Below are 26542 nucleotides of genomic sequence, written 5' to 3' on the forward strand. Positions count from 1 at the left end.
CGGCGGATTGCCACCGATCGGCCGGGAACTGGCACGATGTACCCGTGCCGAACCACAACTACGGACTCACGGTGAACTGGACGGGCAACCGCGGCGCGGGTACCGCCGGTGCCGCAGCCTACGACCGCGATCACATCGTCTCGGCGCCCGGAAAGCCCGACCTCCACGCGAGCTCCGATCCGAGCTTTCGGGGCAATCCCGAACGCTGGAATCCCGAGGAGATGCTCGTCGCCTCGCTGTCGAGTTGCCACATGCTGTGGTACCTCGGGCTGGCCGCTGCATCGGGCGTCGTCGTCACCGATTACACCGACTCCCCCACCGGAGTGATGACCGAGCAATCCGATGGTTCGGGTCAGTTCGTCGAGGTCACACTGGCTCCGGTCGTGACCGTCGTCGATCCGTCCATGGTGCCGCGCGCCGAGAAGCTGCACGCGTCCGCGTCGTCGAAGTGCTTCATCGCGCGTTCGGTCAATTTCCCGGTGCGCCACACCCCGACGACCGAGGTGGCATCATGACCGTCCCTCTGATCGTCGACGTGGACACCGGAATCGACGATTCTCTCGCCCTGCTGTACCTGTTGGCCAGCGAGGATGCCGAGATCCTCGGCATCGCCTCCACCGCAGGCAACGTGCCGGTGAACCAGGTTGCCGCGAACAATCTCGCCTGGCTCGATCTGTGCCGCGCGGGCGATATCGAGGTCACGCTCGGCGCGCAGGTACCCCTCGAGGCACCACTGATGACCACCGAGGACACCCACGGGCCGCAGGGCATCGGCTACGCGGAGCTTCCGGTGTCGACGCGGCCGCTGTCCGACCGGGACGCCACCACGATGTGGGTGGAGCTGGTTCGATCGCGACCGGGCGAGATCACCGGACTGGTGACCGGTCCGCTGACCAATCTCGCTCTCGCGATCCGTCGGGATCCCGAGCTACCTCGACTGCTGAAGCGACTGGTGTTGATGGGCGGCGCATTTCAGCACCAGGGCAACACGACACCGACCAGCGAATGGAACATTGCCGTCGACCCCGAGGCCGCCGCGGAAGTGTTCGCAGCCTTCTCCGGACTACTTCCGGAACGACATCCCATCGTCTGCGCGCTCGACGTCACCGAGACCATCGAAATGACCCCCGAACACATCCGCCGACTGGCCGCGCGAGCGGAAAGCTTTCCGGTGGAGTCGATCTCCACCGACGACGCACCGGGCGTTCGATCGATCGCGTCGAACCCGATCGTGCGGCATTTCTCCGACGCGGTGCGGTTCTACATGGAGTTCCATCGCGACCACGATCAGGGTTTTCTGGCGCACATGCACGACCCCTTCGCGGCTGCGGTCGCGTTGGATGCCGATATCGCCGCGTACCGACATGCGACCGTCGACGTCGAGCTCGTCGGAACCCTCACGCGCGGAACGACAGTCGCGGACTGGCGCGGCATGTGGGGCAAGGCCCCCAACGCGGCGATCGCCACGCACACCGATCCCGAGGCATTCTTCGACCGACTGATCGAACGGGTCGGAGCACTCGCAGCTCGGCTCTACCCCGCGACGCCCGCGGCCGAAGCAGAGTCAGGAATCGAACGCGTCGAGTAGCTCCTGGGCGGCCAATGCGGCCGTCAGAGAACCGTCGCGCACCCGGGCTTCGACGTCGTCGCGGATGGCCTTGACGGATGGGTTCTGCGCCAGCCTGCGCAGCAGTTGGTCGTCGACCATCGTCCACGTCCAGTCGACCTGCTGCTTGCGGCGCTTCTCTGCGAATTCGCCTGCGTCGCTGAGTACTTGCTGGTGCCGCAGCACGGTGTCCCAGTACTCGTCGAGTCCGGTGCCCTCGATGGCACTCATCGTCAGCACCGGCGGCTTCCAGATCGCATCGTGCGGGTAGATCAGCCGTAGTGCGCCCGCCAATTCCCGCGCCGCGTTCTTCGCGTCGGTCGCGTGCTTGCCGTCGGCCTTGTTGACGGCCACCAGATCGGCGAGCTCGAGAACGCCCTTCTTGATGCCCTGCAACTGATCTCCGGTGCGCGCGAGCGTGAGAAACGTGAAGCAGTCGACCATGTTCGCGACCGTCACCTCGGACTGCCCGACGCCCACCGTCTCCACCAGAATGACGTCGAAGCCTGCCGCTTCGAGGAGCACGATCGTCTCTCGCGTCGCACGTGCGACCCCGCCCAGAGTTCCCGACGTCGGAGACGGCCGAATGTATGCGTTCTCCTGCACGGCCAATCGCGACATCCGGGTCTTGTCACCCAGGATGGAACCACCGGTACGCGTCGACGACGGATCGACGGCGAGCACCGCGACCCGGTGCCCCTTCTCGATCAACCGCATCCCCAGCGCATCGATGAACGTCGACTTGCCGACCCCCGGCACGCCGGTGATGCCGACGCGATGGGAACCACCTGCATCGGGCAGAACCCGAAGAAGCAACTGCTGAGCCAGGTCTCGATGATCCGAGCGGGTGGACTCGACCAGCGTGATGGCACGAGCCAGACCGGATCGTTCGTTCGCTCGGACCGACTCGGCAACCGCGTCGATGTCGATGGCGCGGCCCTTGTTCGGAGAGTTCATATTCAGGCGTTGGCCTCGCGTGGTGCATGCCCGAGCGCGACGGACAGCTTCTCCACCAGCCCGATCGCCGCGTCGGCGATGACGGTGCCCGGAGGAAAGATCGCTGCGGCACCCGCCGCGTAGAGCTCGTCGAAATCGCCCGGCGGGATGACGCCACCGACGACGATCATGATGTCCTCGCGCCCGACGTCGGCCAAGGCCTGCCGCAACGCGGGGACCAGCGTCAGATGGCCTGCCGCCAGCGACGACACACCGACGACGTGGACGTCGTTGTCGGCGGCCTGGCGGGCCACCTCCTCGGGCGTCTGGAACAGCGGTCCGACGTCCACGTCGAAGCCGATGTCCGCGAACGCCGTGGCGATGACCTTCTGGCCGCGGTCGTGCCCGTCCTGACCCATCTTGCACACCAGGACGCGAGGCCGACGGCCCTCGTCCTCGGCGAACTGCTCGACCAGCGCGGTGGCGCGGGTGATGTTCTCGGATTTGCCTGCCTCGTCGCGGTACACACCACTGATTGTCCGGATTTCGGCCTGATGGCGCCCGTAGACCTTCTCGAGCGCGTCGGAGATCTCACCGACGGTGGCCATCTTGCGCGCTGCGTCGATGGCGAGGGCCAGGAGGTTGTTCTCCATCCCCGGCTGGTCCGAGGCTGCCGCTCTGGTCAGGTTCGCCAGGGCGGCCTCGACCTCGGCGGTGTCCCGCTCGGCTCGCAGTCGCTCGAGCTTCTCGATCTGCTCCCGCCGAACCTTGGAGTTCTCGACCTTGAGCACCTCGATGGTGTCGGGCTCGTCGGGCACGTACTTGTTGACGCCGACGAGGGGCTGACGGCCGGAGTCGATGCGCGCCTGGGTGCGGGCCGCCGCCTCTTCGATGCGCAGCTTGGGGATGCCCTCGCCGATGGCCTGAGCCATGCCGCCTGCTTCCTCGACCTCGGCGATGTGTGCGCGAGCTCGATTGGCGAGCTGATGGGTGAGCCATTCGACGTAGTGCGAGCCGCCCCACGGATCGATCGGGCGCACGGTGTTGGACTCCTGTGCGATGAGCAGCTGGGTGTTGCGGGCGATGCGCGCCGAGAAGTCGGTCGGCAGCGCGAGTGCCTCGTCGAGGGCGTTGGTGTGCAGCGACTGGGTGTGGCCCTGGGTGGCCGCCATCGCCTCCACGCAGGTGCGGGCGACGTTGTTGAACACGTCCTGTGCCGTCAACGACCAACCCGACGTCTGCGAATGGGTACGCAGCGAACGGGATTTGGCGCTCTTGGGCTCGAACTGCTGAACGAGCTCGGCCCACAACAGACGCCCGGCCCGCAGCTTGGCGACCTCCATGAAGAAGTTCATTCCGATGGCCCAGAAGAACGACAGACGCGGTGCGAACGTGTCGATGTCCATGCCTGCATCCAGACCGGCCCTGATGTACTCCACACCGTCCGCGAGGGTGTACGCGAGTTCGAGATCGGCTGTGGCACCGGCTTCTTGGATGTGGTAGCCGGAGATGGAGATCGAGTTGTACTTGGGCATCTTCTCGCTGGTGTACGCGAAGATGTCCGAGATGATGCGCATCGACGGCTTCGGCGGATAGATGTAGGTGTTACGCACCATGAACTCTTTGAGAATGTCGTTCTGGATGGTGCCGGCGAGCTTCTCCGGCCCGACGCCCTGCTCCTCGGCGGCCGCGACGTACAGCGCCAGGATCGGCAGCACCGCACCGTTCATGGTCATCGAGACCGAGACGCTGCCCAGGTCGATGCCGTCGAACAGTTGCCGCATGTCGTAGATGGAATCGATGGCGACTCCGGCCATTCCGACGTCACCCTGTACCCGTGGGTGATCGGAGTCGTAACCGCGGTGGGTGGCCAGGTCGAACGCCACCGACAGACCCTTCTGGCCCGCTGCGAGGTTGCGGCGATAGAACGCGTTGGACTCGGCCGCGGTGGAGAAGCCGGCGTACTGGCGAATCGTCCACGGTTGGTTGACGTACATCGTGGGATACGGCCCGCGGAGAAACGGCGGGGCGCCCGGGTAGCTGTGCAGCGGGTAGCCCTCGGCCTCGGCGGCTGCGCGATCTGCCTCGGTGAACACAGGCTTGACGTCGATGCCCTCGGGGGTGGACCACACCACCTGCTCGGGCGTGTAGAAGTTGGCCTTCGCGCCCTGCTGCACATGGGCGGTGACGTCATCGGCCGACGGCGGCGTCGGCGTCGGCTCGTCGGGATCGACCAGTGGCACCTCGGCGAAACTTCCGATGGTGTGCGAGATTCTGCGCTCGTCGTTACTCACTTCTTCGCTCCCAGGGTGTCGAGAAGTTCGGTCAGCACTGCGACGGCGTCGACCTTCGCGGTCAGGAATCCATCGGGACGCGAGGTGCCCTCGATGCCGGTGAAGATCTTCTCGGGGCCGGCGAGCAGCACCTGCGTGACGCCTGCGGCCCGGAGCGCGTCCACGGCAGTGGCGGCCTCGTCTGCGTATCGCTTGTCGGTGCCGCACACCACGGCTATCCGAGCTCCGGACGTCTCGACCGATCCGGCGATTCCGTCGACGGTCAGGGGACCGGGATTGACGGCTTCGATTCCACCCGACGCCAGCAGGTTCGACGCGAATGTCGTTCGGACGTTGTGTTCGGCAACGCTGCCCAGCGGCACCAGGAGCACTGTGGGACGCGAATCGTGTTCGGCCAGATAGGCGTCCGATCGGTCTCGCAGCGACTCGAATGCCCGGCCGTACCGGTACACCGTTGTCGAGCCCTGAGGTCCGGTTCGTTCGGGACTCAGCGGAGCCTCGGCCAGATTGGGAAATTCGTTGACGCCCGTCAGCGGGGTCACTCGGTGAGCGATGTCGGAATCGCGTTCGGCGCGGGTCTTCTCGATCGCGGCCACGAGCGAACCGTCGTCGACGGCAGCGCGGAATCCACCCGACGCTTCGATGGTCTGGAAGAACTCCCAGGCCTTCGCTGCAACCGCTGCCGTCAGTTCCTCGATGTACCAGGACCCGGCGCCCGGATCCAGGACCCGTCCGAGATGGGCTTCTTCGAGCAGCAGCAGCTGGGTGTTTCGGGCGATGCGGGCCGCGAACGTCTTCGACACCCCGGCTGCGCCGCCGGCGAGTGCCGCATCGAACGGGAGCACGGTCACCGAATCGGCACCGCCCACTCCCGCTCCGAACGACGCCAGCGTGGTGCGCAGCATGTTCACCCACGGATCCCGCTGCGACATCATCGCTTCCGAGGTCACCGCATGCTGAGGAGCGTCACCCGCGTCGGGGGCTCCGCACACCTGCGCGATGCGCGCCCAGAGTGTGCGAGCGGCCCGGAACTTGGCGATGGTCTGGAACTGGTCGTCGGTGGCGGAGAACCTGAACTCGATCTGTCGCAGGGCATCCGAGATGCCGATACCGGCATCGGTCATGGACCGGAGGTACTCGAGTCCTGCGGCGATCGCCGCACCGAGCTCCTGTGCGTCGCCGCCACCGAGATTGTGGAACGCGGTGCCGTCGACCGTGATCGCACGAATCGTCTCGGCACGACCGATCGATTCACGAACCAATTCGAGCGCCTCGGTCATCTCGATCGACTCGGCTCCGCTCAACCCGGCTGTGAGAGTGGACACGCCCAGCCGGATGTCGACCGCGGCGCGCTCGTCGATATCGGCAGAGTCGAGCACCTCGAACACCGCGGCTGTCGCTGCGCGAACATCCCCGCGCGCATCGAGCGTCAGCGGTGCGAGCTCGAGAAACACCCCACGCAGAACCTCCGGCAGAGCAGTCGGGTCGACGCCACCGTCGCCGACCGTCAACCACAGGGCGCTGGTGCCGTTGGAGAGCGAATCGAGAATTCGGGTGTTCAGTGTCGACGCGTCGTCGGCACCGTCGCCGCGGACCGAGCCGTGGCGGGTGCACACCTTCCAGCCAGCGTTGACGTCGCGGTGCGGGTCACGTCCCCGCAGGTAGGGAAACTGCCCGGGCAGCGGACCTTCCGGTCGCTCGTCGAACGCGGTGTACAGCGGGGACACCGTGATCCCGTCGTACGTCGTGGAATCGAGCAGATGTTCGGCATCGGCCGGCAGATCGGCTACCTCGACCCGACGCGATTTGGCCAGAACACCGGCCACTGCCTTCTGCCAAGCCGCATGAGCGCTGCGTGCGGCATCTTCGTGCGACGCGATGGACACGTGTGCTGCTCCCTCGGTTCGGCCGGGTAGTCCTTCGCCCGACTTGAAGTGATGCTAACCCCACCGCCTTGCAGGTTATCGTGAGGATCACCTCACGTTCGGTCGTGCAGCTCCGCTCTCGAACTCGAGAAAAGACGAGGTGTCGTCTCGCGCCGGTACGCTGGCCTCTCGTGACCCGGCACCTGCGTGACGTTCGACTGATCGCGCTGCTGACGGTGATTGCCGTCTTCGCTCTGGTAGCGGTGTTCGCACCCCATCCGAGTGTCGAACAGATTCGTGATTGGGGCGCGTCAGTCGGCCCGGCATTCCCGCTCGTGTTCTTCGGCGTGCACGCGATCGTGACCGTCGCGCCTGTCCCGAGAACCCTGTTCACGCTCAGTGCAGGAGTGCTGTTCGGGCCCCTGACCGGTCTGGCGGTCACCATCGGCGCGTCGACCGTCAGTGCGATTCTGGCGCTGCTGTTGGTCCGTGCGATCGGCCGTGAAGCCGTGGCAGCGCGGATGTCGCACTCGGCTCTCGACTCGGTGGACGACAGTCTGCGTCGACGAGGATGGCTGGCCGTCGGCTCTCTGCGCCTGATTGCTCCGGTGCCGTTCTCGTTGGTGAACTACGCGTGTGGGGTGTCGGCGGTTCGGACCGTCCCGTTCGCGCTGGCGACGGCCGTCGGGATGCTGCCTGGCACTCTCGGAATCGTCGTGATCGGCGGAGCGATCGGAGGCGAGACTCATCCGGCGCTACTGGTCTTGTCTGCGGTCTGTATTGCGATCGGTCTGAGTGGGCTGGTCGTGGATTGGCGTCTCTCGCGCGGTGCGCGATCCGAGCCTGCGCCCGCGGGCGGTCGACAGGTCGGGAACCTTGATTCTGGCGAATCAAGCCTTGAAGCTTGACTGGACTACATCAACCATCTAGCCTTGTCCGATGTTCGTGCTGACCGTGGACCAACGCCGCAGTAGACGCGATATCGATCGCGTGCCCGAACTGCTCGATCGCTATCGTGACCACGAACTGATCCGGCCCTTCGAGCGCACCGCAGGAGACGAAGTGCAAGCCGTCTGCGAGGACGCCGCCGCCGTCGTCTCGATCGCTCTCGAACTGGTCTCCACCCCGCACTGGAGCGTCGGCATCGGCATCGGCTCCGTAGAACTCCCGCTACCCGAGACCACGCGCGCCGGACGCGGACCGGCGTTCGAGGCAGCCAGAGACGCCGTGAACCGAGCCAAGAACGCCCCGGCCGCCCTTGCCGTCAGCGGCCCCGATGTCGCTGCCGCCGAGGATGCGGAAACAGCATCGACACTGGTTGCGCTGCTGGTCACCAGACGCTCGGAGCAGGGCCGAGAAGCGGTCGAACTCATGGCCCGCGGGTTGTCGCAGACCGACGCGGCCGAACGGCTGAAGATCAGCAAACAAGCCATGTCGCAACGACTCTCGGTAGCCGGCTGGCACGTGGAGAACGCGGGCCGCACCCTGGCGACTCGATTGCTCGACACCGCGAACACGACAGGAAACAACCGACCATGATCGTCGCCACCCTGGTGTTGCTGGCACTGACCGCAGTTGCCGCTGTCGTCCCCGCCGGCAATGGAATTCGCCGATGGTTGCCTACCGTCGCCGCGTCCAGTCTGCTTGCGGCAGCGGCAGTCCTGGCCACGGTGGCCGGACCGGCCTACGGTCTCGGCCATGCCGTCGGAGTCGTCCTGAGCGTTGTCGCCGCAGCCCTGGGTGGAACGGCGTGGGTACCCACCGTGTTTCGCATCGCACGACGACGAAGCGACTCGACCGGAGACGATCCGGTCGAGCCGCTTCGTGGTGGATTGACCATCGGCATCCTCGAACGCGTGGCCGTCGCGGTGTCGATTCTCGCCGGCTGGCCGGAAGGCATCGCCATCGTGCTGGCAGTCAAGGGACTGGCGCGCTATCCCGAACTGCGCGAATCCCATGCCTCCGAACAGTTCATCATCGGCACCTTCGCCAGCGTCCTGTGGGCCCTGGCCGCCGCCGGGGTCGGAACCGCCCTGGTCAGCTGATCAGGGCCGACCTCAACGCTGTTCCGGCTCCGCCTCCGGCGATGCAGCCAGGGCACCGACGTCGAACCCCTTCGACAGCTCGGGTGCGGACGCCAGCGACGTGTCGACCGGCTTGCGCGCCACTGCTTCTGCAGCCTTGACCGCCTCGGCAACCGCCGGATCGGTCTTGGTCTCGAACCATTCGGCAACTTCGTCCGAGTCGTCCTCGGGCTTGGGCTCGTTGCCGGCCGACTCGTTGGGCTCGTACCGGAACACACCGTCCTCGCCTGGCGCACCGAGTGTCTTGGCGAACCCCTTGAGAGCGTCTCCGAAATCGCTCGGAATCATCCACACCTTGTTCGCATCGCCCTGAGCCATCTGCGGCAGCGTCTGCATGTACTGGTACGCCAGCAACTCGGGTGTCGGCTTGCCTGCCTTGATGGCACCGAACACCTTCTCGATCGCCTTGGCCTGGCCCTGAGCCTCCAGGTACTTCGCGGCGCGATCGCCCTGCGCCCGCAGGATGCGCGACTGCCGCTCACCCTCGGCGGTGAGGATGGCTGCCTGCTTGCCGCCCTCGGCCGCGAGAATCCGGCTCTGCTTGTCACCCTCGGCCGTCTTGATCGCCGATTCGCGATGACCCTCGGCGGTGAGGATGGTCGCTCGCTTCTCGCGATCGGCCTTCATCTGCTTCTCCATCGATTCCTGGATCGAGGGCGGCGGATCGATGCTCTTGAGCTCGACTCGGGCCACCCGCAGGCCCCAGCGACCGGTCGCCTCGTCCAGCACGACGCGCAACTGGCCGTTGATCGAATCACGCGAGGTGAGTGTCTCCTCCAACGTCATTCCGCCGACGACGTTGCGCAGAGTTGTGGTGGTCAACTGCTCGACACCGACGATGTAGTTGTTGATCTCGTACACGGCCGACTGCGGGTTGGTCACCTGGAAGTAGACGACGGTGTCGATGGACACGGTCAGGTTGTCCTTGGTGATCACCGGCTGCGGCGGAAACGACACGACTCGCTCACGCAGGTCGACCTTGGCGCGGATGCGGTCGACGAACGGCACGAGGAACGTGAGCTGACCGGACACGGTGCGCGTGTAGCGGCCGAGCCGCTCGATCACGGCGGCCTCGGCCTGCGGGACGATCGAGATGGACTTGGCCATCAACACCGCGACGAATGCGACGATGACAGCCAGTGCGATGAGTGCTTCCACTGACTACGGTCCCTTCCATACGACGGCGGTAGCGCCGTCTATTTCCATCACGGTCACAGTGGTACCCGGGGCATAGACCTCGGTCTCGTCGAGTGGACGAGCGGTCCACACCTCCCCACCGAGCTTGATCTGGCCTTCGTGGGCAGTGACCTGTTCGAGAACGACCGCGCTCTTGCCGGTGAGCGCGGCCATTCCCATCGGGGTGTCGGGCGGAGTCGCGAAGCGCCGCAACAGAATGGGGCGCAACCCGAGCACCAATGCCAACGACAGGACGCCGAAGACGATCGCATCGGCCCATACCGGGAAATCGGTCAGAGCCGAGACGCCTGCGGTGCCGAGCGCACCGCCTGCGATCATCAGAAGAAAGAAGTCGCCCGTCAGTGCCTCGGCACCGGCGAGTACCACTGCCGCTATGAGCCAAATGATCGCTGCCACAGCCTCCATCCAAGCACGAATCGGACAATTGCCGGTGCGTTGCTGGACACAGCCCTACTCGGTGACGAAGTCGACCAATTGTTCGACGGCCCCGATCAGCGGTGCTTCGAGATCGCGGAAGCTCGAGACCGACGAATACACCCGACGCCACCCCTCCCGCGGACTGCCCCACCCCAGCTCTCGACAGATTCCGGTCTTCCAATCCTCACCCCGCGGGATCTTCGGCCAGGCATCGATACCGACGGCAGCGGGTTTGACCGCCTCCCAGACGTCGATGAACGGATGCCCGGTGACCAGAACGTGTTCGCCCAGCGACCTCGTCAACTTCGACTCCTTGGACCCGGTCACCAAATGGTCCACCAGCACCCCGACGCGACGGCCGGGGCCGGGACCGAAATCGGCCAACCGCCCCCCCAGATTGTCCAGGCCCTCCAGATGCTCGACGACCACGCCCTCCACCCGAAGATCGTGTCCCCACACACTTTCGACCAGGGCCGCGTCGTGCACGCCCTCGACCCAGATACGGCTCGCGCGGGCGGTGCGCGCGCGCAGGCCCTCGACTTTGGTCGAACCGGATGCCGAGCGCGTCGGAGCCGCCGCTGCCGCCGCCGGTTTGGGCCGAACCAGGGTGACCCGACGTCCGTCGATCAGGAATGCTGCCTCGCGGAGGGCGAACAGCCGCGTCGTGCGGGCACCGTCCTCGAGCCGGACGAAATCTCCGTCGTAGGTGCGCTCGAAGCCGACCACGGCACCGCAGTACCCGGTTCCGGCATCTTCGACGACCAATCCGCGCTCGGCCGAGACCTCCGGTGCCGGAACTTTGCGCATGCGACTGTGCCCTCTGAGAATGTCTCCGCCGTACATGTCGTTCACGGCGACCAACGCTAGCGACACCGGCCTCCCGAGCACGGTTCGCCACGCCGACCTATGCTCGTGAGTCGTGTGTTCCTCCAGTACGAGTCTCGCCCTGTGGGCCGGTTCCTGGCTGGCCGGTGCCAGCTCGCCCGACGACGTCATCGACGCCATGTCCGAGTGGGCACCGATGCATCTCGTGGGTGCGGGCGATGCGGACGCGGCCGAGAATTTCGGGCTGGTGTACCCCGGCTACGCCGAGGGAATCGCGGGCCTGCTGCACGCGATCAGAGCGGCTGCAGCGGCGTCGACGCCAGCAGCCGGAGACAGCCGGGTCAAGCTGGTTCTGCCTGTTCCCGGCGCGGTGAACGGTCTCCCCGCGAACACGGACTTCTCCCGAGCTGCGCTCGACACCGGCCAGGCGGTGGTGATCGGGACCTCGGGCAACGCCGGGATCGGGTTGGTACCCGTCGTGGAGGGGCCGGATGTGTTGCGCTGGACCGTGTATTCGATCGTCGTCCCCGAGCACGGCCATCGGGATCAGGGACTGGGTGAGGCCGAGTACGAGATGCGCGAGGCCGTGCGCGGCGCGGCGGATGCTCTGGCGCGGATACAGTCCTTACCCACCCGAACCCTCGACGCCGATCCGCGCACCCGTATCGCCGCACTGACCGCCGACGCGGCACGTCATCGCTACCCCGCAGAAATGTCCGACAGGGCGTTCCGTGTCCTCGAATCGGCAGATCGGGTCGCCGCCATTCTGACGGTCGCCGCCGGATCGGCTCCGACGGAGGCACCCACCGCGTCGGCAACAGCAGCACGAGAAGAACTCGTTCGACCACTGTGGGCTGCAGTGCGCACCGCGCGCACCATCGCTGTGGCGACGAGCATCGAAGCGGCGATGCATTCCGCCTGACACCCGGGAAGCGGGTGTCAGGCGGAGACGCTCACGACGTGGCGGCCGCGGGCCGCGATGGGCGGGTGGGCTGCTCACAGCAGCCGACGGCGCAACGACTGCCGTCCAGGGTCGAACCGAAGCCGGGCACATCGCCGAGGCCGCGGCATCGGCCACCGACTCGGTACTCGTCGACGAGTTCGCGAATCATCTGCGGGAAACGCGCGTCGGATCCGGGGGTGCCTGCGCGCGCGAAGGCCATTCCGAGTTCGCGGGCCTTCTCCTCGGCCTCGGTGTCGAGATCCCACACGACCTCGAGATGATCGGACACGAATCCGATCGGACACACGATCACGGCGTCGACGGATTTCTCCGACAGCGCTTCGAGGTGATCACAGATGTCGGGGTCGAGCCACGGAACCTGCGGAGGGCCGGAGCGAGACTGCCACACCAGGTCGTAGTCGTCGACACCCGACGCGGCAGCGACGAGCCTCGAGGCCTCGGCCACCTGACGGCTGTACAGGTGACCGCCGTTCTCGGGCGGGCCTGCGTTGGCGTCGGCGGCCGAGGGGATGGAGTGTGCGGTGAACACCAGACGTGCACCGGCGCGGTGCTGCTCGGGCAGTGAGGCTCGCGCCGATGCGACGGCGTCGCTGAACGCGTCGACCATCAGCGGGTGGTCGTAGTACTGCCGGATCTTGAGCAGATGCGGCGCATCCTCACCGACGGCGGCGCGGGCCCGGGCGATGTCCTCGTGATACTGCCTGCATCCGGAGTATCCGCCCCAGGCAGAGGTCGGGAAGACGAGGGCGTTCCTGATTCCGTCCGACTTCATGGTCGCGACGGTGTCCTCGATCATCGGATGCCAGTTGCGGTTTCCGAAATAGATCGGCAGATCGACTCCGGCGGAATCGAATTCGCTGCGGAGCGCATCGATGATGTCTCGGTTGAGTCGGTTGATCGGCGAGACTCCCCCGAAGTGCATGTAGTGCTCGACGACGGCGTCGAGACGCTCGGGCGGCACTCCGCGTCCGCGAGTGACGTTCTCCAGGAACGGGCGTACGTCGGCGGGCTGTTCCGGTCCGCCGAACGAGAGCACCAACAATGCGTCGAAGTCTCCAGGGGTGTTCATGTATTCCATTGTGCCCCCGTCGCGGACCGGCCCCAGCGGGGGTCCGATCGGCGAACGAAACCTGTCGGTGGACGAAACCACGTGCGGTTCCGCCCACCGCGGCATCACATGTTCTCGGGCAGGTACGTGTTGTGGCTGGCTCCGCCGTCGACGTACACGATGGATCCGGTGGTGCCGGGCAGCCAATCCGAGAGCAACGCGACGATGGACTTGGCGACGACGGTGGGGTCGTTGACATCCCAGCCGATCGGGGCGGCACCGTCCCAGTAGACGTTGAGCTGATTCATCTTGGCCGCGTCGTCGGTCGCCGTACCCGCGATGGCCTTGGCGGCGAGGGTCTTGATCGGTCCGGCAGCGACGAGGTTGGAACGAATGCGCTTGGCGGCGCCCACTTCCCGGGCGACGTAGCGGTTGACCGATTCGAGTGCAGCCTTGGCGACGCCCATCCAGTTGTAGTACGGCATGGACGTGCGCGGGTCGAAGTCCATTCCGACGATGGAGCCACCCTCGTTCATGACCGGCAGAACTGCACGCGCGAGCGAAGCGTAGCTCCACGCCGAGATCTCGAATGCCTTCGCGGCATCGGGTCCTGGGCCGTCGAGGAACGGCTTCGCGTCAGGGCCCATCAGGGTGCGGGGAGCGAATGCGATCGAGTGCAGAACCCCGTCGATACCCTCGGGTGCCACTTCGCGTACGCGGTCGGCCAGCGCCGCGAGGTGCTCCTCGTTGGTGGCGTCGAGCTCGATCGCCGGGGGAACCTCCTTGGGCAGACGCTGTGCGATGCGGTCGATGAGCCGAAGCCGATCGAACCCGGTGATGATCACCTTTGCACCCTGCTCCTGCGCCATGGCAGCGGCGTGGAACGCGATCGAGGCATCGGTGATGATGCCGGTGATGAGAATGGTCTTGCCTTCGAGCAATCCGCCCATGGTGCTGTGTTCCTTAAATCGGAGGTGAATGTCTGTATCGTTGCGCGAGAACGACTCTCAGTGACCCATGCCCATGCCGCCGTCGACGGGGATCACGGCACCGGACACGTAGGAGGAGTCGGGGCCCGCCAGGAAGCTCACCACCGCCGCGACGTCCTCGGGCTGTCCCAGACGCTGAAGCGGGATGAATTCCTTGGCCTTGCCGCGCAATTCGTCCGAGAGTTCTGCGGTCATGTCGGTTTCGATGAATCCGGGAGACACGACGTTCGCAGTGATGGACCGCGAACCCAGTTCCCTCGTGATCGATCGAGCCATGCCGATGACGCCCGCCTTGGACGCCGCGTAGTTGATCTGACCCGGTCCGCCGGCCATGGCCACGACCGAACTCAGGAAGATCATCCGGCCCCAGCGTGCGCGCAGCATGGCGCGGTTGGCGCGCTTGGCGACTCGGAAGGCTCCGGTCAGGTTCGCGTCGATGACACGCTGGAACTGATCCTCGGTCATGCGCATCAGCAACGTGTCGTCGGTGATACCGGCGTTGGCCACGAGCACCTCGACCGGTCCCTGCTTCTCCTCGACCTCCTTGAAGGCCGCGTCGACCGAGGCGGAGTCGGTGACGTCGCAGACGACACCGAACAGTCCGGCGGGAGCACCGGAACCGCGGTGGGTGACGGCCACCTTGTGGCCGTCGGCTTGGAGCCGCTGGGCGATGGCAAGACCGATACCCCGGTTACCTCCGGTGACGAGTACCGATCGCGCGATGAAGTCAGGTGTGGACATGCCTAGCAACCTATCTGTTCGTCCTGGAATGACAAAGCGAAACTTACTGGTGAGTAAGAACAACGATCAGGGAAGTCGTTGCCTCATCACCAACGCCGAACCGAGGCCGACCGAGATGCACAGGACACCGAGAATCAGCCATGGGCGCGAGGCGTCGCCACGGGTGATCTCGAATCCGATCTGCTCCTCGAGGGTGTCGTAGACATCTCTCAGATCCTCGAGTGACGACGCGGAGAAGAAGCTGCCGCCGGACAGATCCGCGATCTCACGCAACGACGGATCGTCGACGGGTACGGGGACGCGTTCGACGCCGTTGTCGTCCTCGATCTCGACCGAGCCGTAGCTGGTGCCGAACGAGATGGTGGAGATGGGCACGTTCTTGTCCTTGGCGGCACGCGCCGCGGTGTACCCGCCGCGTGGGTCGTCGAGGTTCTGCGGAACGGTCTGCTTACCGTCCGAGAGCAGCACGATGCGCGCAGGCGGTGCTGCGTCGCCGCCGCCGAGTATCGCTCCGAGGGTGTCGATCGACTGGAGCGAGGTGAAGATCGCCTCGCCGGTGGCCGTTCGCTCGCTGAGCTGCAACTTGTCGATGGCGGATTTGGTGGCTTCGCGGTTGGCGGTGGGCGAGACCAGAACCGACGCCGTACCGGCGAACGCGACCAATCCGAGATTGATGCCTGGTGTCAGACCGTCGGCGAAGGATTTGGCTGCTTCCTGCGCCGCGGCCAATCGGGTCGGCTCGACGTCGGTGGCCTCCATGGACAGCGACACGTCGATCACGAGCATGACGGTCGCCCGGTTCCGCGGCACGCGTTGGTCGGCCGTGGGACCGGCCAACGCCACGGTCAGGAACATCAGTCCGACGAGGACGAGAGCCGTCGGCAGGTGCCGCAGGCGGTTGGGCCGATCGGGCGCGACGGACTCGAGCAGTTCCATGTTGGAGAACCGCAGTACGTGCTTCTGCTTGCGCCGCTGGATCCAGACGTAGCCGACCGTCAGTGCGACGACCACGACGAGAAAGCCCAACCACCACGGCGAGGCGAAATCGGTCAGGCTCATCGCGGCGCCCGCGCAGTGTTGGTGAACCCGGACCCGATGGTGTGCCTGCGGGCGGTCACGAACCGTACGACGTCGGCGATCCAGTCACCGTCGGTGCGAAGCGTCAATCGAGGCGCGCCGCACCGCCGTAGGGCCTTCTCCACGTCGTCGCGGTGTGCCGCCGCTGCGCGCGCGAAATCTGCACGCAGCCGCGGTGTCGTACTGAATTCACGAGTGCGGCCGGATTCCGGATCGTGGAGAACGACGTCACCGACGTCGGGCAGTTCCAGATCACGTGGGTCGAGTACCTCGACGGCCAGCACGTCGTGCCGAGCGGAGATCGCCCGCAGCGAGCGCTCCCAATCGATCGGCCCGAGAAAGTCGCTGATCACCACAGCCATTCCGCGGCGGCGTTCGGGCCGTCGCAACGCTTCGATGGCCGCGCGCAGGTCACCGCGCACACCATCGGCCGCAGCCGGCGTGGTGGCAATGGCGCGAAGCATCGACTGAGTGTGCACGCGGCCGCCCCGGGCCGGTATGCGGTTGGTGTCGGAACCGGTGGCCACCACCGCGCCGATACGATTTCCGCCACCGCCGGACAGATGCGTGATGGCAGCCGAGGCCGCGACCGCGAGATCGCGCTTCTCGCACCCGGTGGTGCCGAAGTCGAGGCTGGCCGACAGGTCGACCACGAGCCAGGTCTCCAGCTCACGGTCTGCCACGGACATCCGCACGTGCGGATGCGTCGTACGTGCGGTGACCGACCAGTCCATCTGGCGAACGTCGTCGCCCGGCTGGTACTCCCTGGCGTCGCCCGGCTCGGATCCAGGACCGGGGATCAATCCGAGATGGTCACCGTGCAGCACCCCGTCCAGCCGTCGACGCACCGTCAGTTCCAGGGTCCGCAGTGCTGCGGCCAGCTTCGGATCACGCAGCTCACCCGAGCGGAACGACGGTGGTCGGGCGACGACGGCTCGCCGCCCTGCGGTCGGGGAGGCGGTGTCGGGTCCGCTCACTGCCCCGGCGTACCGATCGATGATCCGTCACCCGACGGCTTCTGCAGAGACGGTGCGGGCTGGCCGTAGGGCCCGGCCTGCGGATGGTGCTGGGGACCGGGATGCTGGGGGCCGGGCTGCTGGGGCGCAGGAGGTTGGCCCTGGCCGGGAAACTGACCGGGTGCCGGAAACTGCCCCTGGGTCGGGTAGGGCCCCTGCGGCTGACGACCGTCGAAGTGCTGCCCGTCCGGGCCCGCTCCGTTGCTCTGCGGCACCGGTACCGCCTGCGGCGACACCTGCGGCAACCCGACGGTCTGCAGCACCCGGGAGATGACCGTCTCGGGTGTCACCTCGTCGGCGAGGGCGTCGTAGGATAGCACTAGACGGTGCCGGAGCACGTCGGGAATGACCTCGAGTACGTCCTGGGGAACGACGTAGTCGCGACCCCGGAGCAGAGCCAGCGCGCGGGAGGCCGCGATGATGCCGAGCGTCGCGCGGGGCGATGCACCGTACGCGATCCAGCTGGCCACGTCGTCCATACCGAATTGCTCGGGGGTACGGGTAGCGGCGATGACCCGCACCACGTAGTCGACGAGCGCGTGGTGCACGAACACCGAGCTGGCCAGATTCTGCAGGCGGACCAACTCGACCGGGTCGAGGATCTGCTTGGGCTCGGGGGCCTTGATGCCCATGCGGTAGACGATCTCGCGTTCTTCCTCGACCGTCGGGTAGTCGACGACGATCTTGAACAGGAACCTGTCTCGCTGAGCTTCGGGAAGGGGGTACACACCCTCGTTCTCGATGGGGTTCTGCGTTGCCATCACCAGGAACGGGTCGGGCATCGGGAACGTCTTGCCGCCGATGGTCACGTGTCGTTCCGCCATGACCTCGAGCAGTGCGGACTGCACTTTGGCCGGCGCACGGTTGATCTCGTCGGCCAGTACGAAGTTGGCCACGACGGGTCCGAGTTCGGTGTCGAACTCCTCGCGGCCCTGACGGTAGATGCGGGTGCCGACGAGGTCGGTCGGCACCAGGTCGGGAGTGAACTGAACTCGCGAGAACGACCCACCCACCACCCGTGCGAAGGTCTCGACGGCCAGGGTCTTGGCGACACCGGGAACGCCCTCGAGCAACACGTGTCCGCGGGCGAGCAACCCCACCAGAATGCGCTCGACCAACCGATCCTGACCGACGATGACGCGCTTGACCTCGTACACGGCCTTCTCGAGAAGCTGGACGTCCTCGGCCAGGGCCGGACTGTCCACTCGCTTCGGCTCCACACTCGGTGGATTCGGAGTCGGAGACTCGACTCGCGTCGACCCCTCGTCGTTCGAAATCCGGCCGTCACGTGATGTCACCAAGAATTCACCGCTTTCAGTCGATCGTCGTCGGGCTCGTTTCGTACCGCCGCAATCAACTATTCCAGGTGATCGGTATGCGCGCCGAAAGGCACCCCCGACGCGCGCGCCGGATCCGCGCTCAGGACACCATGCGCACGGCGTACGGCGTCATTCCGCTGTAACGCACGTCGGACACCTTGACCACCGAACCCGATTGCGGGGCTTCGAGCATCTTGCCGTCGCCGAGGTAGAGCGCGACGTGTTGGCTGGCGTTGGGTCCGTAGAAGATCATGTCGCCGCGCTTCATCTCCGAGGACGGCACCTGCTTACCGGCGGTGTATTGGTAGCCGGTGTAGTGCGGCAGCGAGATACCCAGTCCTGCGAAGGCGTAGATCATCAGTCCCGAGCAGTCGAAGCCGACCTTGTTGTAATCGCCGTAGCTGTCTGCGACTCCACCGTCCCTGATGCCCTTGGTCGGTCCGTTCTCGTCACCGCCGCCCCAGGAGTACGGCACACCGAGTTGGCTCATTCCGCGGTCGATCGCCAATTCGACGGCTGCGCTTCCGGTGACCGACGGGGTCGTGGACGTCTTCGGTTTGGTGGGCGTCTTCGGCGTGGTGGTCGTCTTGGGCGTGGTGGGGGTGGTCGCGGTCGAGCTGTTCGAGTCGGTAGACGAACTCGAATCGTCGTCCACGTCCACGTGCGAGCGCTGGCCCTCGGCGATGGCAGCCGCGCGTTGCTGCGCCGCCAGATTTGCCGACACTCGCGCAGCTGCCTGCACAGCGGCTTCCTTCGCTGCGGCCGTGGCGGCGGCGATGGCCGCGTCCTCGGCCGCCTTTTGCGCCTCCCAGTCGCCGTATGCGGCTCGCTGGTCCTGCAGACCGGCGACGTTGCTGCGGGCGGCATCGAGTTCGGTCTGCGCCGAGTCGCGCTCCGATTCGATCGTGGCCTTCCGGTCGGCCTCTGCCTGCAGTGCTGCCTGCGCCTCGGCGATGGCCTGCTCGGCCTCCGCCTTCTTTGCCTCTGCTTCCGAGGCAGCGGCGTCGGCCTGCTGCTTGGACTCACGCGCTGCCGAGTCGCGGTTCGCCTGCTCGGTACGGGCTCGCTGTAGGCCGTCGAGTACTGCGTTCTGGCTGTTGGAGAGGACCTTCAGGACCTGGGCGCGGTCGAGGATGTCGTCCGGTCCGCTCGATCCAAGGAACGACGCCATCGAGGCGACGCCCGAGCCCTGGGTGTAGCTGGATTTGGCGAACTCGTCGAACTTGGCCTGGGCTGCCTGGATCTGGGTGCCCGCGTCGGCGAGAGCCTGCTGCGCGGCGCCGACTATCGCGGCAGCGACATCGGCCGCGTCACGTGCATTCTGCAGATCGACCAGGGCCTTGTTGACGCCTTCTCGCTTCGACGCGACCTCGTCGTCGAGTTGGGCGAGTTGCTGATTGGCCGAGGCGATCGCGTCGATCAGCTGGCCGACCCGGCCCAGGCTCGAGTCGACGGCGCTGCCCGCGGCTGCGAGGTCGGTGTCCGAGGGGTTGGGCGGTGGCGGTGGTACCGCCGCGGCAACCCCGGGAAGGGTCGCCATCAACGCGAGTACGAGGCCTGCGCCTACCAGTACGAATCGGGTACGGACGAGTGCACGGCGGTGAGTTCCGCGGACTTGACGTCGGCTCACAAATGTCTCCCTCGGGTCCGGCAGTCACTCGGGTTCGCGTCGAACCGTCGTGCCGTCGAGGTGCTCTCCGTCCTCCACCCCGATCGCAGGTGACGGTGAGCGTTCTCGCCGGGCAGGAAAGAAACACGCAGCAATACGACAGGTGCGAACCACGTCAGTCACACCCGAAGCAGTGGCCTCCCGAGTTCCCCACGGATGACAACCGCCTTCTGCGACACTCCTTCCCCAGCAGTGCCAATGGCACCGTACGACACTTCGCACCCTAAAGAAACTCCAGTCACAAATGACACATTGGTAATTTCACCAGGCACAACGCCGTGAACTCGGGGTTTACCGGAAACAATTTTTCCGACTTTTTCGGATGACCACACGGTCACGATCGGGACCGGGTCGAACGAGGTGGGCGTCGGTCAGCCGAACGACACTCGGGCGAGCGTGTTCAGTCGGCGACGGACTCGCTGTGCGCGCGGTCGTTCGACTCCGAACGCGAGCGATATCTGCGGACCTTGACGACAGCAGTCAGAGTCGCGACCGCGGCGACCACGACGACCAGGCCGCCCGTGAGCAGACCCCACGGTGTCTGATCCTCGACGAGGGTGTCGACGAAGTTGTCGGCAGCGACGACGTGGTTGCCGGTGTAGGTACGGTCCTGGCCTGCTTCGAGCGTCACTCGACTGATCGAGTCGCTGAACGTACCCACCTGCCCTGGGCTGAGCACGAGAACCGTGCCGCCCTCACGCGCTCCGACCGCGGTGGCGAGATCTCGAAGTTGCGAGTCGTGACGAGGTTCGGTCGGCACGATCACGATGCTCAGATCGATGCCGTGGTCCTCGGCGCGCGCGACGGCTGCGGACAACCCGGCTTGCTCGTCGGCGGGGGCACTGATGCCGGACTCGCGGACCGTTGCGACGATGCTGTCGACGTCCAGACCTGCCGGTATGTCGGTGGCAAGTGGGGAAACGGCGTGAATCGGCTCAGGCATCTCTCGTCCAGTCGGTAGGAACCAGTCGGGTCGAACCCTACGTCACCGCCACGCCCGAACCTGGTAGGCCCGCAGGTCCGGCATCGCTACTGAGGTCGCCCTTCATTGCGCAGCCGGAAGCACTACGTGAGGATCGTCGTGTGGAGCGGTCTCTCGATACCCACCGAGAACTCGACCGCAGGTTTTCACAGGACAAGCGTACTGTTAGACTTCCATCGAGACACTGACCGTGCGTCCGCCTCGAACTCTCGCTGGCGAGATTCGAGGCCGAGGCCCGCAGTCAGCGCCTCGCTTCAACCGTCGACACAGCCCCGTCGGCGGTGTGCCTCATAGACGAGTGGAGCTGAAGTGACCGCAAGTAATGATTCATTCGGTGCAAAGGGCACCCTCGAAGTCGGAGAGAACTCATACGAGATCTTCCGACTGTCGGCCTTGCCCGGTGCCGAGAAATTGCCCTATGCACTGAAGGTCCTCGCGGAGAACCTCCTTCGCACCGAGGACGGTGCAAACATCACCGCCGACCACATTCGTTCGATCGCCTCGTGGGATCCGTCCGCGGAGCCGAGCTTCGAAATCCAGTTCACCCCTGCGCGCGTCATCATGCAGGACTTCACCGGTGTTCCGTGCATCGTCGACCTCGCCACGATGCGTGAAGCCGTCACCACCCTGGGCGGCGACCCCAACAAGGTCAACCCCCTCTCCCCCGCCGATATGGTCATCGACCACTCGGTCATTCTCGACGTCTTCGGCCGCGCCGATGCTCTCGAGCGCAACGTCGACCTCGAGTACGAGCGCAACGGTGAGCGCTACCAGTTCCTGCGTTGGGGACAGGGCGCATTCGACGACTTCAAGGTCGTCCCCCCGGGCATGGGCATCGTGCACCAGGTCAACATCGAGTACCTGGCTCCGACGATCATGACCCGCAAGGGCCAGGCCTACCCCGACACCTGCGTCGGCACCGACTCGCACACCACGATGGTCAACGGCCTCGGTGTGTTGGGCTGGGGCGTCGGCGGTATCGAAGCCGAGGCGGCCATGCTCGGCCAGCCCGTCTCGATGCTCATCCCCCGCGTCGTCGGTTTCAAGCTCTCCGGTGAGATCCAGCCCGGCGTCACCGCGACCGACGTGGTGCTGACCGCAACCGAGATGCTGCGCAAGCACGGCGTCGTCGGCAAGTTCGTCGAGTTCTACGGCGAGGGCGTGGCCGAGGTTCCGCTCGCGAACCGCGCCACCCTGGGCAACATGAGCCCCGAGTTCGGTTCCACCGCAGCGATCTTCCCGATCGACGAGGAAACCATCAACTACCTGCGCCTCACCGGCCGCAGCGACGAGCAGCTCGCGCTCGTCGAGGCGTACGCCAAGGAACAGGGCATGTGGCACGACCCGAAGAACGAGGCCGTGTACTCCGAGTACATCGAACTCGACCTCAACACGGTCGTTCCGTCCATCGCAGGACCGAAGCGCCCGCAGGACCGAATCCTGTTGTCCGAGTCCAAGGTTGCCTTCCGCAAGGACATCCACAACTACGTCGAGGAGAACCACCCCGCGCACGAGGGTGACAGCAAGCTCGACGAGGCACTCGACGAGTCGTTCCCGGCCAGTGATTCCGCTTCGCTGAGCTTCGCCGAAGAGGATTCGGTCGACGTACGTTCTGCCGCATACGGTTCCGAGGGCCGCCCGAGCAAGCCGATTCGGGTCACCACCGACGAGGCCGGCGAATTCGTCCTCGATCACGGTGCCGTCGTCGTCGCAGGCATCACCTCGTGCACCAACACCTCGAACCCGTCGGTCATGCTCGGCGCAGCACTGCTCGCCCGCAATGCCGTCGAGAAGGGGCTGTCCACCAAGCCGTGGGTCAAGACCAACATGGCACCCGGCTCGCAGGTCGTCACCGACTACTACGAGAAGGCCGGCCTGTGGCCGTACCTCGAGAAGCTCGGATACTACCTCGGTGGTTACGGCTGCACCACGTGTATCGGTAACACCGGTCCGCTGCTCGAGCCGATCTCGAAGGCGATCAACGACAACGACCTCTCGGTCACCGCCGTACTGTCGGGCAACCGCAACTTCGAGGGCCGCATCTCCCCCGACGTGAAGATGAACTACCTGGCCTCGCCGCCGCTGGTCATCGCCTACGGCCTGGCGGGCACGATGGACTTCGACTTCGAGACCGACGCTCTCGGCGAGGATCACGAGGGCAACCCCGTGTTCCTCAAGGACATCTGGCCGTCCTCGCAGGAGATCGAGGAGACCATCCAGTCCTCGATCAGCCGGGACATGTTCAGCAAGTCCTACGAGACCATCTTCGCCGGTGACAGCCGCTGGCAGAACCTGTCGACCCCCGAGGGCGACACGTTCGAGTGGGATCCCAAGTCCACGTACGTGCGCAAGCCTCCGTACTTCGACGGCATGACGATGGACCCGGCTCCCGTCGAGGACATCACGGGTGCACGCGTGCTGGCGCTGCTCGGCGATTCGGTCACCACCGACCACATCAGCCCGGCAGGACCCATCAAGGCCGGTACCCCTGCCGCGCAGTACCTGGATTCGCACGGTGTCGAGCGCAAGGACTACAACTCGCTCGGTTCGCGCCGCGGAAACCACGAGGTCATGATTCGCGGAACGTTCGCGAACATCCGCCTCAAGAACCAGCTCCTCGACGACGTCTCGGGCGGCTACACCCGTGACTTCACGCAGGACGGTGGACCGCAGTCCTTCATCTACGACGCGTCGCAGAACTACCAGAAGGCCGGCATCCCGCTGGTCGTGCTGGGCGGCAAGGAGTACGGCAGCGGCTCCTCACGCGACTGGGCGGCCAAGGGCACCTCACTCCTCGGCGTCAAGGCCGTCATCACCGAGTCGTTCGAGCGCATCCACCGCTCCAACCTCATCGGCATGGGCGTCGTTCCCCTGCAGTTCCCGGCCGGTGAGAGCGCATCGTCGCTCAAGCTGGACGGCACCGAGACCTTCGACATCGTCGGAGTCGCGAAGCTGAACGAGGGCACCACCCCGAAGACGATGACCGTCATCGCCACCAAGGAAGACGGCTCGAAGGTCGAATTCGAGGCCGTGGTGCGCATCGACACCCCGGGTGAAGCGGACTACTACCGCAACGGCGGCATCCTGCAGTACGTGCTGCGCAACATGATCAGAGGCTGAGTGCGCGTCGTCTGACGTATGCCTCGAACGGCGATGGGCCCGGAACCGACAACGTGTTTCCGGGCCCATCGCCGTATCGGTCGAGGCCCTCATCGAAAGTAGGAAACCCACACGTGCCCAAGGTCAGCGAAGACCACCTGGCTGCCCGTCGAAGCGAAATTCTCGACGGCGCGCGTAAGTGCTTCGGCGAGTTCGGTTACGAAGGCGCGACAGTACGGCGTCTCGAAGAGGCCACCGGCCTGTCGCGCGGAGCCATATTCCACCACTTCAAGGACAAGGACGGACTCTTCCTCGCGCTGGCACAGGAAGATGCCCGACGCATGGCCGAGGTCGCTGCCACCCAGGGTCTGGTGCAGGTGATGCGAGACATGCTGGCGCAACCCGAACAATTCGAGTGGCTCGGAACGCGGCTCGAGATCACCCGGCGATTGCGCACGGACGCGGACTTCCGGACCAGCTGGGCCGAACGCTCTGCGGAGCTGACCGACGCGACACTCGGACGGCTCGAGCGTCAGAAGACCGCAGGAAGACTGCGCGACGACGTACCCAACGACGTCCTCGCCGACTACCTCGATCTCGTGCTCGACGGCCTGGTGGCCCGCATCGCGTCCGGCCACGGCGGGTCGAACCTCGCAGCGATCCTGGACCTGGTCGAGGAATCGGTCCGCAGGCAGGACTGAACCCGCCCGTCTAGGCGAGCTGGATCAGTTCCAGGTATTCCTGCGACCAATGGTCCTCGGTGCCGTCGGGAAGCAGAATCACTCGTTCGGGTGAGAGCGCTTCGGCGGCACCGGGATCGTGGGTCACCAGTACGACGGCGCCCTTGTAGCTGCGGAGCGCGTCGAGGACCTGCTCGCGGGAGATCGGGTCGAGGTTGTTGGTCGGTTCGTCGAGCAGGAGAACGTTCGCCGCGGAGGACACCAACCCGGCGAGTGCCAGGCGGGTCTTCTCGCCACCGGACAATGTTCCTGCCGGCTGGTCGAGCTGGGGGCCGGTGAACATGAAGGCTCCGAGCAGCGACCGCAGTTCCTGCTCGCCGGTGTCGGGTGCCGCGTGCCGGATGTTCTCCCACACCGACGCCATGTCGTCGAGGGTGTCGTGCTCCTGGGCGAAGTAACCTACGCGCATGCCGTGGCCGGGTTCGATCTCTCCGGTGTCGGCCTTCTCGGTTCCGGCCAGAATGCGCAGCAGTGTCGTCTTACCGGCACCGTTGAGCCCGAGCACCACCACGCGGCTCCCCCGGTCGATCGCCAGATCGACGCCGGCAAAGATCTCCAGCGACCCGTACATCTTGGTCAGGTTCTTGGCCATCAACGGTGTCTTGCCGCAGGGGGCAGGCTCAGGAAAGCGAATGTGCGCCACCTTGTCGGATACGCGCTCCGCATCGAGGTTGGCCATCAGCTTGTCCGCGCGCTTCGCCATGTTCTGTGCCGCAACGGCTTTCGTTGCCTTGGCCCCCATCTTGGCGGCCTGTACGCGCAATGCTCCGGCCTTCTTCTCCGCGTTGGCGCGCTCGCGGCGGCGGCGCTGCTCGTCCGTGGCGCGGGCGTCGAGGTACTTCTTCCAGTTCATGTTGTAGATGTCGGCTTCGCCGCGCACGGCGTCGAGGAACCACACCCTGTTCACCACGTCTCCGAGTAGTTCGACATCGTGACTGATCACGATGAGTCCGCCCTCGTGGTTCTGCAGGAATCCCCGCAGCCAGGTGATGGAGTCGGCGTCGAGGTGGTTGGTGGGCTCGTCGAGCAGCAAGGTGGTGTTCGAGCGTCCGCCACTGCCGTCGGACGCGGCGAACAGAATCCGAGCCAGTTCGACGCGTCGGCGCTGACCACCGGACAGGGTCCGCAGCGGTTGGCCGAGGATGCGGTCGGCCAGTCCGAGGCTGTTGCAGATGCGGGCCGCTTCGCTCTCGGCTTCGTAGCCGCCGAGGGAGGCGAAACGTTCTTCGAGTTCGCCGTATTTGCGGACGGCCTTGTCGAGCAGCGCCTCGTCGGCCACCTCGGCCATCAGTGCCTGCTGCTTCTCCATCTTGTGCAGGAGAGTGTCCAGGCCCCGGGCCGAGAGCACCCGGTCCTTGGCCAGTACGTCGAGGTCGCCTTCTTTGGGATCCTGCGGCAGATAGCCGAGCTCTCCGGTGCGCACGACCTCGCCCGCGTAGGGCTCGCCTTCGCCCGCCAGGATGCGCAGAGTGGTGGTTTTGCCTGCACCGTTGCGACCCACCAGCCCGATGCGGTCGCCTGCCTGTACGCGGAGCGCGGGCCCCTCGGTGGACAGAAGGGTCCGCACACCGGCACGAACTTCCAGGTCGGTGGCGGTGATCACGCGTGAGCTCCTAGCGATTGCCGAACAAGATCGTTGCCCGTCGACCGACGGGCGAACTTTAGGTGCGCCGC

23 protein-coding genes are annotated in these 26542 nt (G+C 65.8%); 8 read left to right on the forward strand and 15 right to left on the reverse strand.

Going from position 1 to position 26542, the window contains the following annotated elements; genetic code table 11:
- Window positions 1–44: 44 nt before the first annotated feature.
- Complete coding sequence (locus CH251_RS22460; RefSeq protein WP_094615141.1) at window positions 45–515, forward strand: OsmC family protein; 471 nt, start codon at window positions 45–47, stop codon at window positions 513–515.
- Window positions 512–1588: a nucleoside hydrolase gene (locus CH251_RS22465; RefSeq protein WP_094615142.1), complete on the forward strand. Its 1077-nt coding sequence runs from the start codon at window positions 512–514 to the stop codon at window positions 1586–1588. Before CH251_RS22460 ends, CH251_RS22465 begins: the two co-directional genes overlap by 4 nt.
- On the opposite strand, the gene meaB is transcribed toward CH251_RS22465, so the two are convergent.
- Genes meaB through mutA form a run of 3 tightly spaced genes read right to left on the reverse strand, consistent with a single transcriptional unit; the run spans window position 1565 to window position 6722 of the window.
- Window positions 1565–2563: a methylmalonyl Co-A mutase-associated GTPase MeaB gene (gene meaB, locus CH251_RS22470; protein ID WP_094615143.1), complete on the reverse strand. Its 999-nt coding sequence runs from the start codon at window positions 2561–2563 to the stop codon at window positions 1565–1567. The genes CH251_RS22465 and meaB overlap by 24 nt on opposite strands.
- 2 nt (window positions 2564–2565) lie before the next feature.
- Entirely contained in the window at window positions 2566–4836 is a 2271-nt protein-coding gene (gene scpA, locus CH251_RS22475) for a methylmalonyl-CoA mutase (RefSeq protein ID WP_094615144.1), read from the reverse strand.
- Window positions 4833–6722, reverse strand: coding sequence for a methylmalonyl-CoA mutase small subunit (gene mutA / locus CH251_RS22480; RefSeq protein ID WP_094615145.1), 1890 nt, complete (start codon window positions 6720–6722; stop codon window positions 4833–4835). Before mutA ends, scpA begins: the two co-directional genes overlap by 4 nt.
- Before the next feature lie 170 nt (window positions 6723–6892).
- On the opposite strand from mutA, the gene CH251_RS22485 reads away from it, so the two are divergent.
- The 3 genes from CH251_RS22485 to CH251_RS22495 are packed head-to-tail and all read left to right on the forward strand — an operon-like array spanning window position 6893 to window position 8746.
- Window positions 6893–7609, forward strand: coding sequence for a TVP38/TMEM64 family protein (locus CH251_RS22485; RefSeq protein ID WP_094615146.1), 717 nt, complete (start codon window positions 6893–6895; stop codon window positions 7607–7609).
- A 31-nt stretch (window positions 7610–7640) separates the two neighbouring features.
- The gene (locus CH251_RS22490; RefSeq protein WP_094615147.1) at window positions 7641–8240 is read left to right on the forward strand and encodes a hypothetical protein; all 600 of its coding nucleotides are present in this window, start codon (window positions 7641–7643) and stop codon (window positions 8238–8240) included.
- Entirely contained in the window at window positions 8237–8746 is a 510-nt protein-coding gene (locus CH251_RS22495; protein ID WP_094615148.1) for a hypothetical protein, read from the forward strand. Before CH251_RS22490 ends, CH251_RS22495 begins: the two co-directional genes overlap by 4 nt.
- A gap of 12 nt (window positions 8747–8758) precedes the next feature.
- Here the strand turns inward: CH251_RS22495 and CH251_RS22500 are convergent, their stop codons facing one another.
- Genes CH251_RS22500 through CH251_RS22510 form a run of 3 tightly spaced genes read right to left on the reverse strand, consistent with a single transcriptional unit; the run spans window position 8759 to window position 11242 of the window.
- On the reverse strand, window positions 8759–9943 hold the full coding sequence (locus CH251_RS22500) for an SPFH domain-containing protein (RefSeq protein WP_032398040.1): 1185 nt from the start codon (window positions 9941–9943) through the stop codon (window positions 8759–8761).
- A gap of 3 nt (window positions 9944–9946) precedes the next feature.
- On the reverse strand, window positions 9947–10378 hold the full coding sequence (locus CH251_RS22505; protein ID WP_037190035.1) for an NfeD family protein: 432 nt from the start codon (window positions 10376–10378) through the stop codon (window positions 9947–9949).
- Window positions 10379–10432: 54 nt separating this feature from the next.
- Window positions 10433–11242: a DUF3097 domain-containing protein gene (locus CH251_RS22510; RefSeq protein ID WP_094615321.1), complete on the reverse strand. Its 810-nt coding sequence runs from the start codon at window positions 11240–11242 to the stop codon at window positions 10433–10435.
- A 76-nt stretch (window positions 11243–11318) separates the two neighbouring features.
- On the opposite strand from CH251_RS22510, the gene CH251_RS22515 reads away from it, so the two are divergent.
- Entirely contained in the window at window positions 11319–12146 is an 828-nt protein-coding gene (locus tag CH251_RS22515; protein ID WP_179273350.1) for a hypothetical protein, read from the forward strand.
- A gap of 31 nt (window positions 12147–12177) precedes the next feature.
- Here CH251_RS22515 and CH251_RS22520 read toward each other — a convergent pair whose 3' ends face one another.
- The 8 genes from CH251_RS22520 to CH251_RS22555 all read right to left on the reverse strand — a co-directional run bounded on the left by CH251_RS22520 (window position 12178) and on the right by CH251_RS22555 (window position 20990).
- Complete coding sequence (locus CH251_RS22520; RefSeq protein ID WP_094615322.1) at window positions 12178–13257, reverse strand: ferrochelatase; 1080 nt, start codon at window positions 13255–13257, stop codon at window positions 12178–12180.
- Window positions 13258–13361: 104 nt separating this feature from the next.
- Window positions 13362–14186 (reverse strand): NADH-dependent enoyl-ACP reductase InhA, encoded by an 825-nt coding sequence (gene inhA, locus CH251_RS22525; protein WP_094615150.1) that lies wholly within the window; start codon window positions 14184–14186, stop codon window positions 13362–13364.
- Between the two features lie 57 nt (window positions 14187–14243).
- Window positions 14244–14966: a 3-oxoacyl-ACP reductase FabG1 gene (fabG1, locus tag CH251_RS22530; protein WP_094615151.1), complete on the reverse strand. Its 723-nt coding sequence runs from the start codon at window positions 14964–14966 to the stop codon at window positions 14244–14246.
- Between the two features lie 66 nt (window positions 14967–15032).
- The gene (locus CH251_RS22535) at window positions 15033–16025 is read right to left on the reverse strand and encodes a VWA domain-containing protein (protein WP_094615152.1); all 993 of its coding nucleotides are present in this window, start codon (window positions 16023–16025) and stop codon (window positions 15033–15035) included.
- Window positions 16022–17020: a DUF58 domain-containing protein gene (locus CH251_RS22540; RefSeq protein ID WP_094615153.1), complete on the reverse strand. Its 999-nt coding sequence runs from the start codon at window positions 17018–17020 to the stop codon at window positions 16022–16024. The genes CH251_RS22535 and CH251_RS22540 overlap by 4 nt, the downstream gene beginning before the upstream one ends.
- Window positions 17017–18264, reverse strand: a complete 1248-nt coding sequence (locus tag CH251_RS22545) for a MoxR family ATPase (protein ID WP_094615323.1) — start codon at window positions 18262–18264, stop codon at window positions 17017–17019. The genes CH251_RS22540 and CH251_RS22545 overlap by 4 nt, the downstream gene beginning before the upstream one ends.
- 214 nt (window positions 18265–18478) lie before the next feature.
- Window positions 18479–20008: an NlpC/P60 family protein gene (locus CH251_RS22550; RefSeq protein ID WP_094615154.1), complete on the reverse strand. Its 1530-nt coding sequence runs from the start codon at window positions 20006–20008 to the stop codon at window positions 18479–18481.
- Between the two features lie 439 nt (window positions 20009–20447).
- The gene (locus tag CH251_RS22555) at window positions 20448–20990 is read right to left on the reverse strand and encodes a DUF6676 family protein (protein ID WP_094615155.1); all 543 of its coding nucleotides are present in this window, start codon (window positions 20988–20990) and stop codon (window positions 20448–20450) included.
- Between the two features lie 348 nt (window positions 20991–21338).
- Here CH251_RS22555 and CH251_RS22560 point away from each other — a divergent pair, with 348 nt between their 5' ends.
- Together CH251_RS22560 and CH251_RS22565 are read left to right on the forward strand one after the other, a co-directional pair.
- Window positions 21339–24149: an aconitate hydratase gene (locus tag CH251_RS22560; RefSeq protein ID WP_094615156.1), complete on the forward strand. Its 2811-nt coding sequence runs from the start codon at window positions 21339–21341 to the stop codon at window positions 24147–24149.
- 113 nt (window positions 24150–24262) lie between these two features.
- Complete coding sequence (locus tag CH251_RS22565) at window positions 24263–24829, forward strand: TetR/AcrR family transcriptional regulator (protein ID WP_094615157.1); 567 nt, start codon at window positions 24263–24265, stop codon at window positions 24827–24829.
- A gap of 10 nt (window positions 24830–24839) precedes the next feature.
- Here the strand turns inward: CH251_RS22565 and CH251_RS22570 are convergent, their stop codons facing one another.
- A complete protein-coding gene (locus CH251_RS22570) occupies window positions 24840–26471 on the reverse strand; it encodes an ABC-F family ATP-binding cassette domain-containing protein (protein WP_094615158.1) in 1632 nt (543 codons plus the stop codon).
- Window positions 26472–26542: the final 71 nt, after the last annotated feature.

Source organism: Rhodococcus sp. 06-462-5 (assembly GCF_002258315.1).
GTDB lineage: Bacteria > Actinomycetota > Actinomycetes > Mycobacteriales > Mycobacteriaceae > Rhodococcoides.

Bases quoted from the DNA above. Each gene is read 5' to 3' on its own strand.
- CH251_RS22465 (WP_094615142.1), top strand. From the start codon at position 512: ATGACCGTCCCTCTGATCGTCGACGTGGACACCGGAATCGACGATTCT.
- meaB (WP_094615143.1), bottom strand. From the start codon at position 2,563: ATGAACTCTCCGAACAAGGGCCGCGCCATCGACATCGACGCGGTTGCC.
- CH251_RS22490 (WP_094615147.1), top strand. From the start codon at position 7,641: ATGTTCGTGCTGACCGTGGACCAACGCCGCAGTAGACGCGATATCGAT.
- CH251_RS22495 (WP_094615148.1), top strand. From the start codon at position 8,237: ATGATCGTCGCCACCCTGGTGTTGCTGGCACTGACCGCAGTTGCCGCT.
- CH251_RS22510 (WP_094615321.1), bottom strand. From the start codon at position 11,242: ATGTACGGCGGAGACATTCTCAGAGGGCACAGTCGCATGCGCAAAGTT.
- CH251_RS22520 (WP_094615322.1), bottom strand. From the start codon at position 13,257: ATGAACACCCCTGGAGACTTCGACGCATTGTTGGTGCTCTCGTTCGGC.
- inhA (WP_094615150.1), bottom strand. From the start codon at position 14,186: ATGGGCGGATTGCTCGAAGGCAAGACCATTCTCATCACCGGCATCATC.
- fabG1 (WP_094615151.1), bottom strand. From the start codon at position 14,966: ATGTCCACACCTGACTTCATCGCGCGATCGGTACTCGTCACCGGAGGT.
- CH251_RS22535 (WP_094615152.1), bottom strand. From the start codon at position 16,025: ATGAGCCTGACCGATTTCGCCTCGCCGTGGTGGTTGGGCTTTCTCGTC.
- CH251_RS22555 (WP_094615155.1), bottom strand. From the start codon at position 20,990: ATGCCTGAGCCGATTCACGCCGTTTCCCCACTTGCCACCGACATACCG.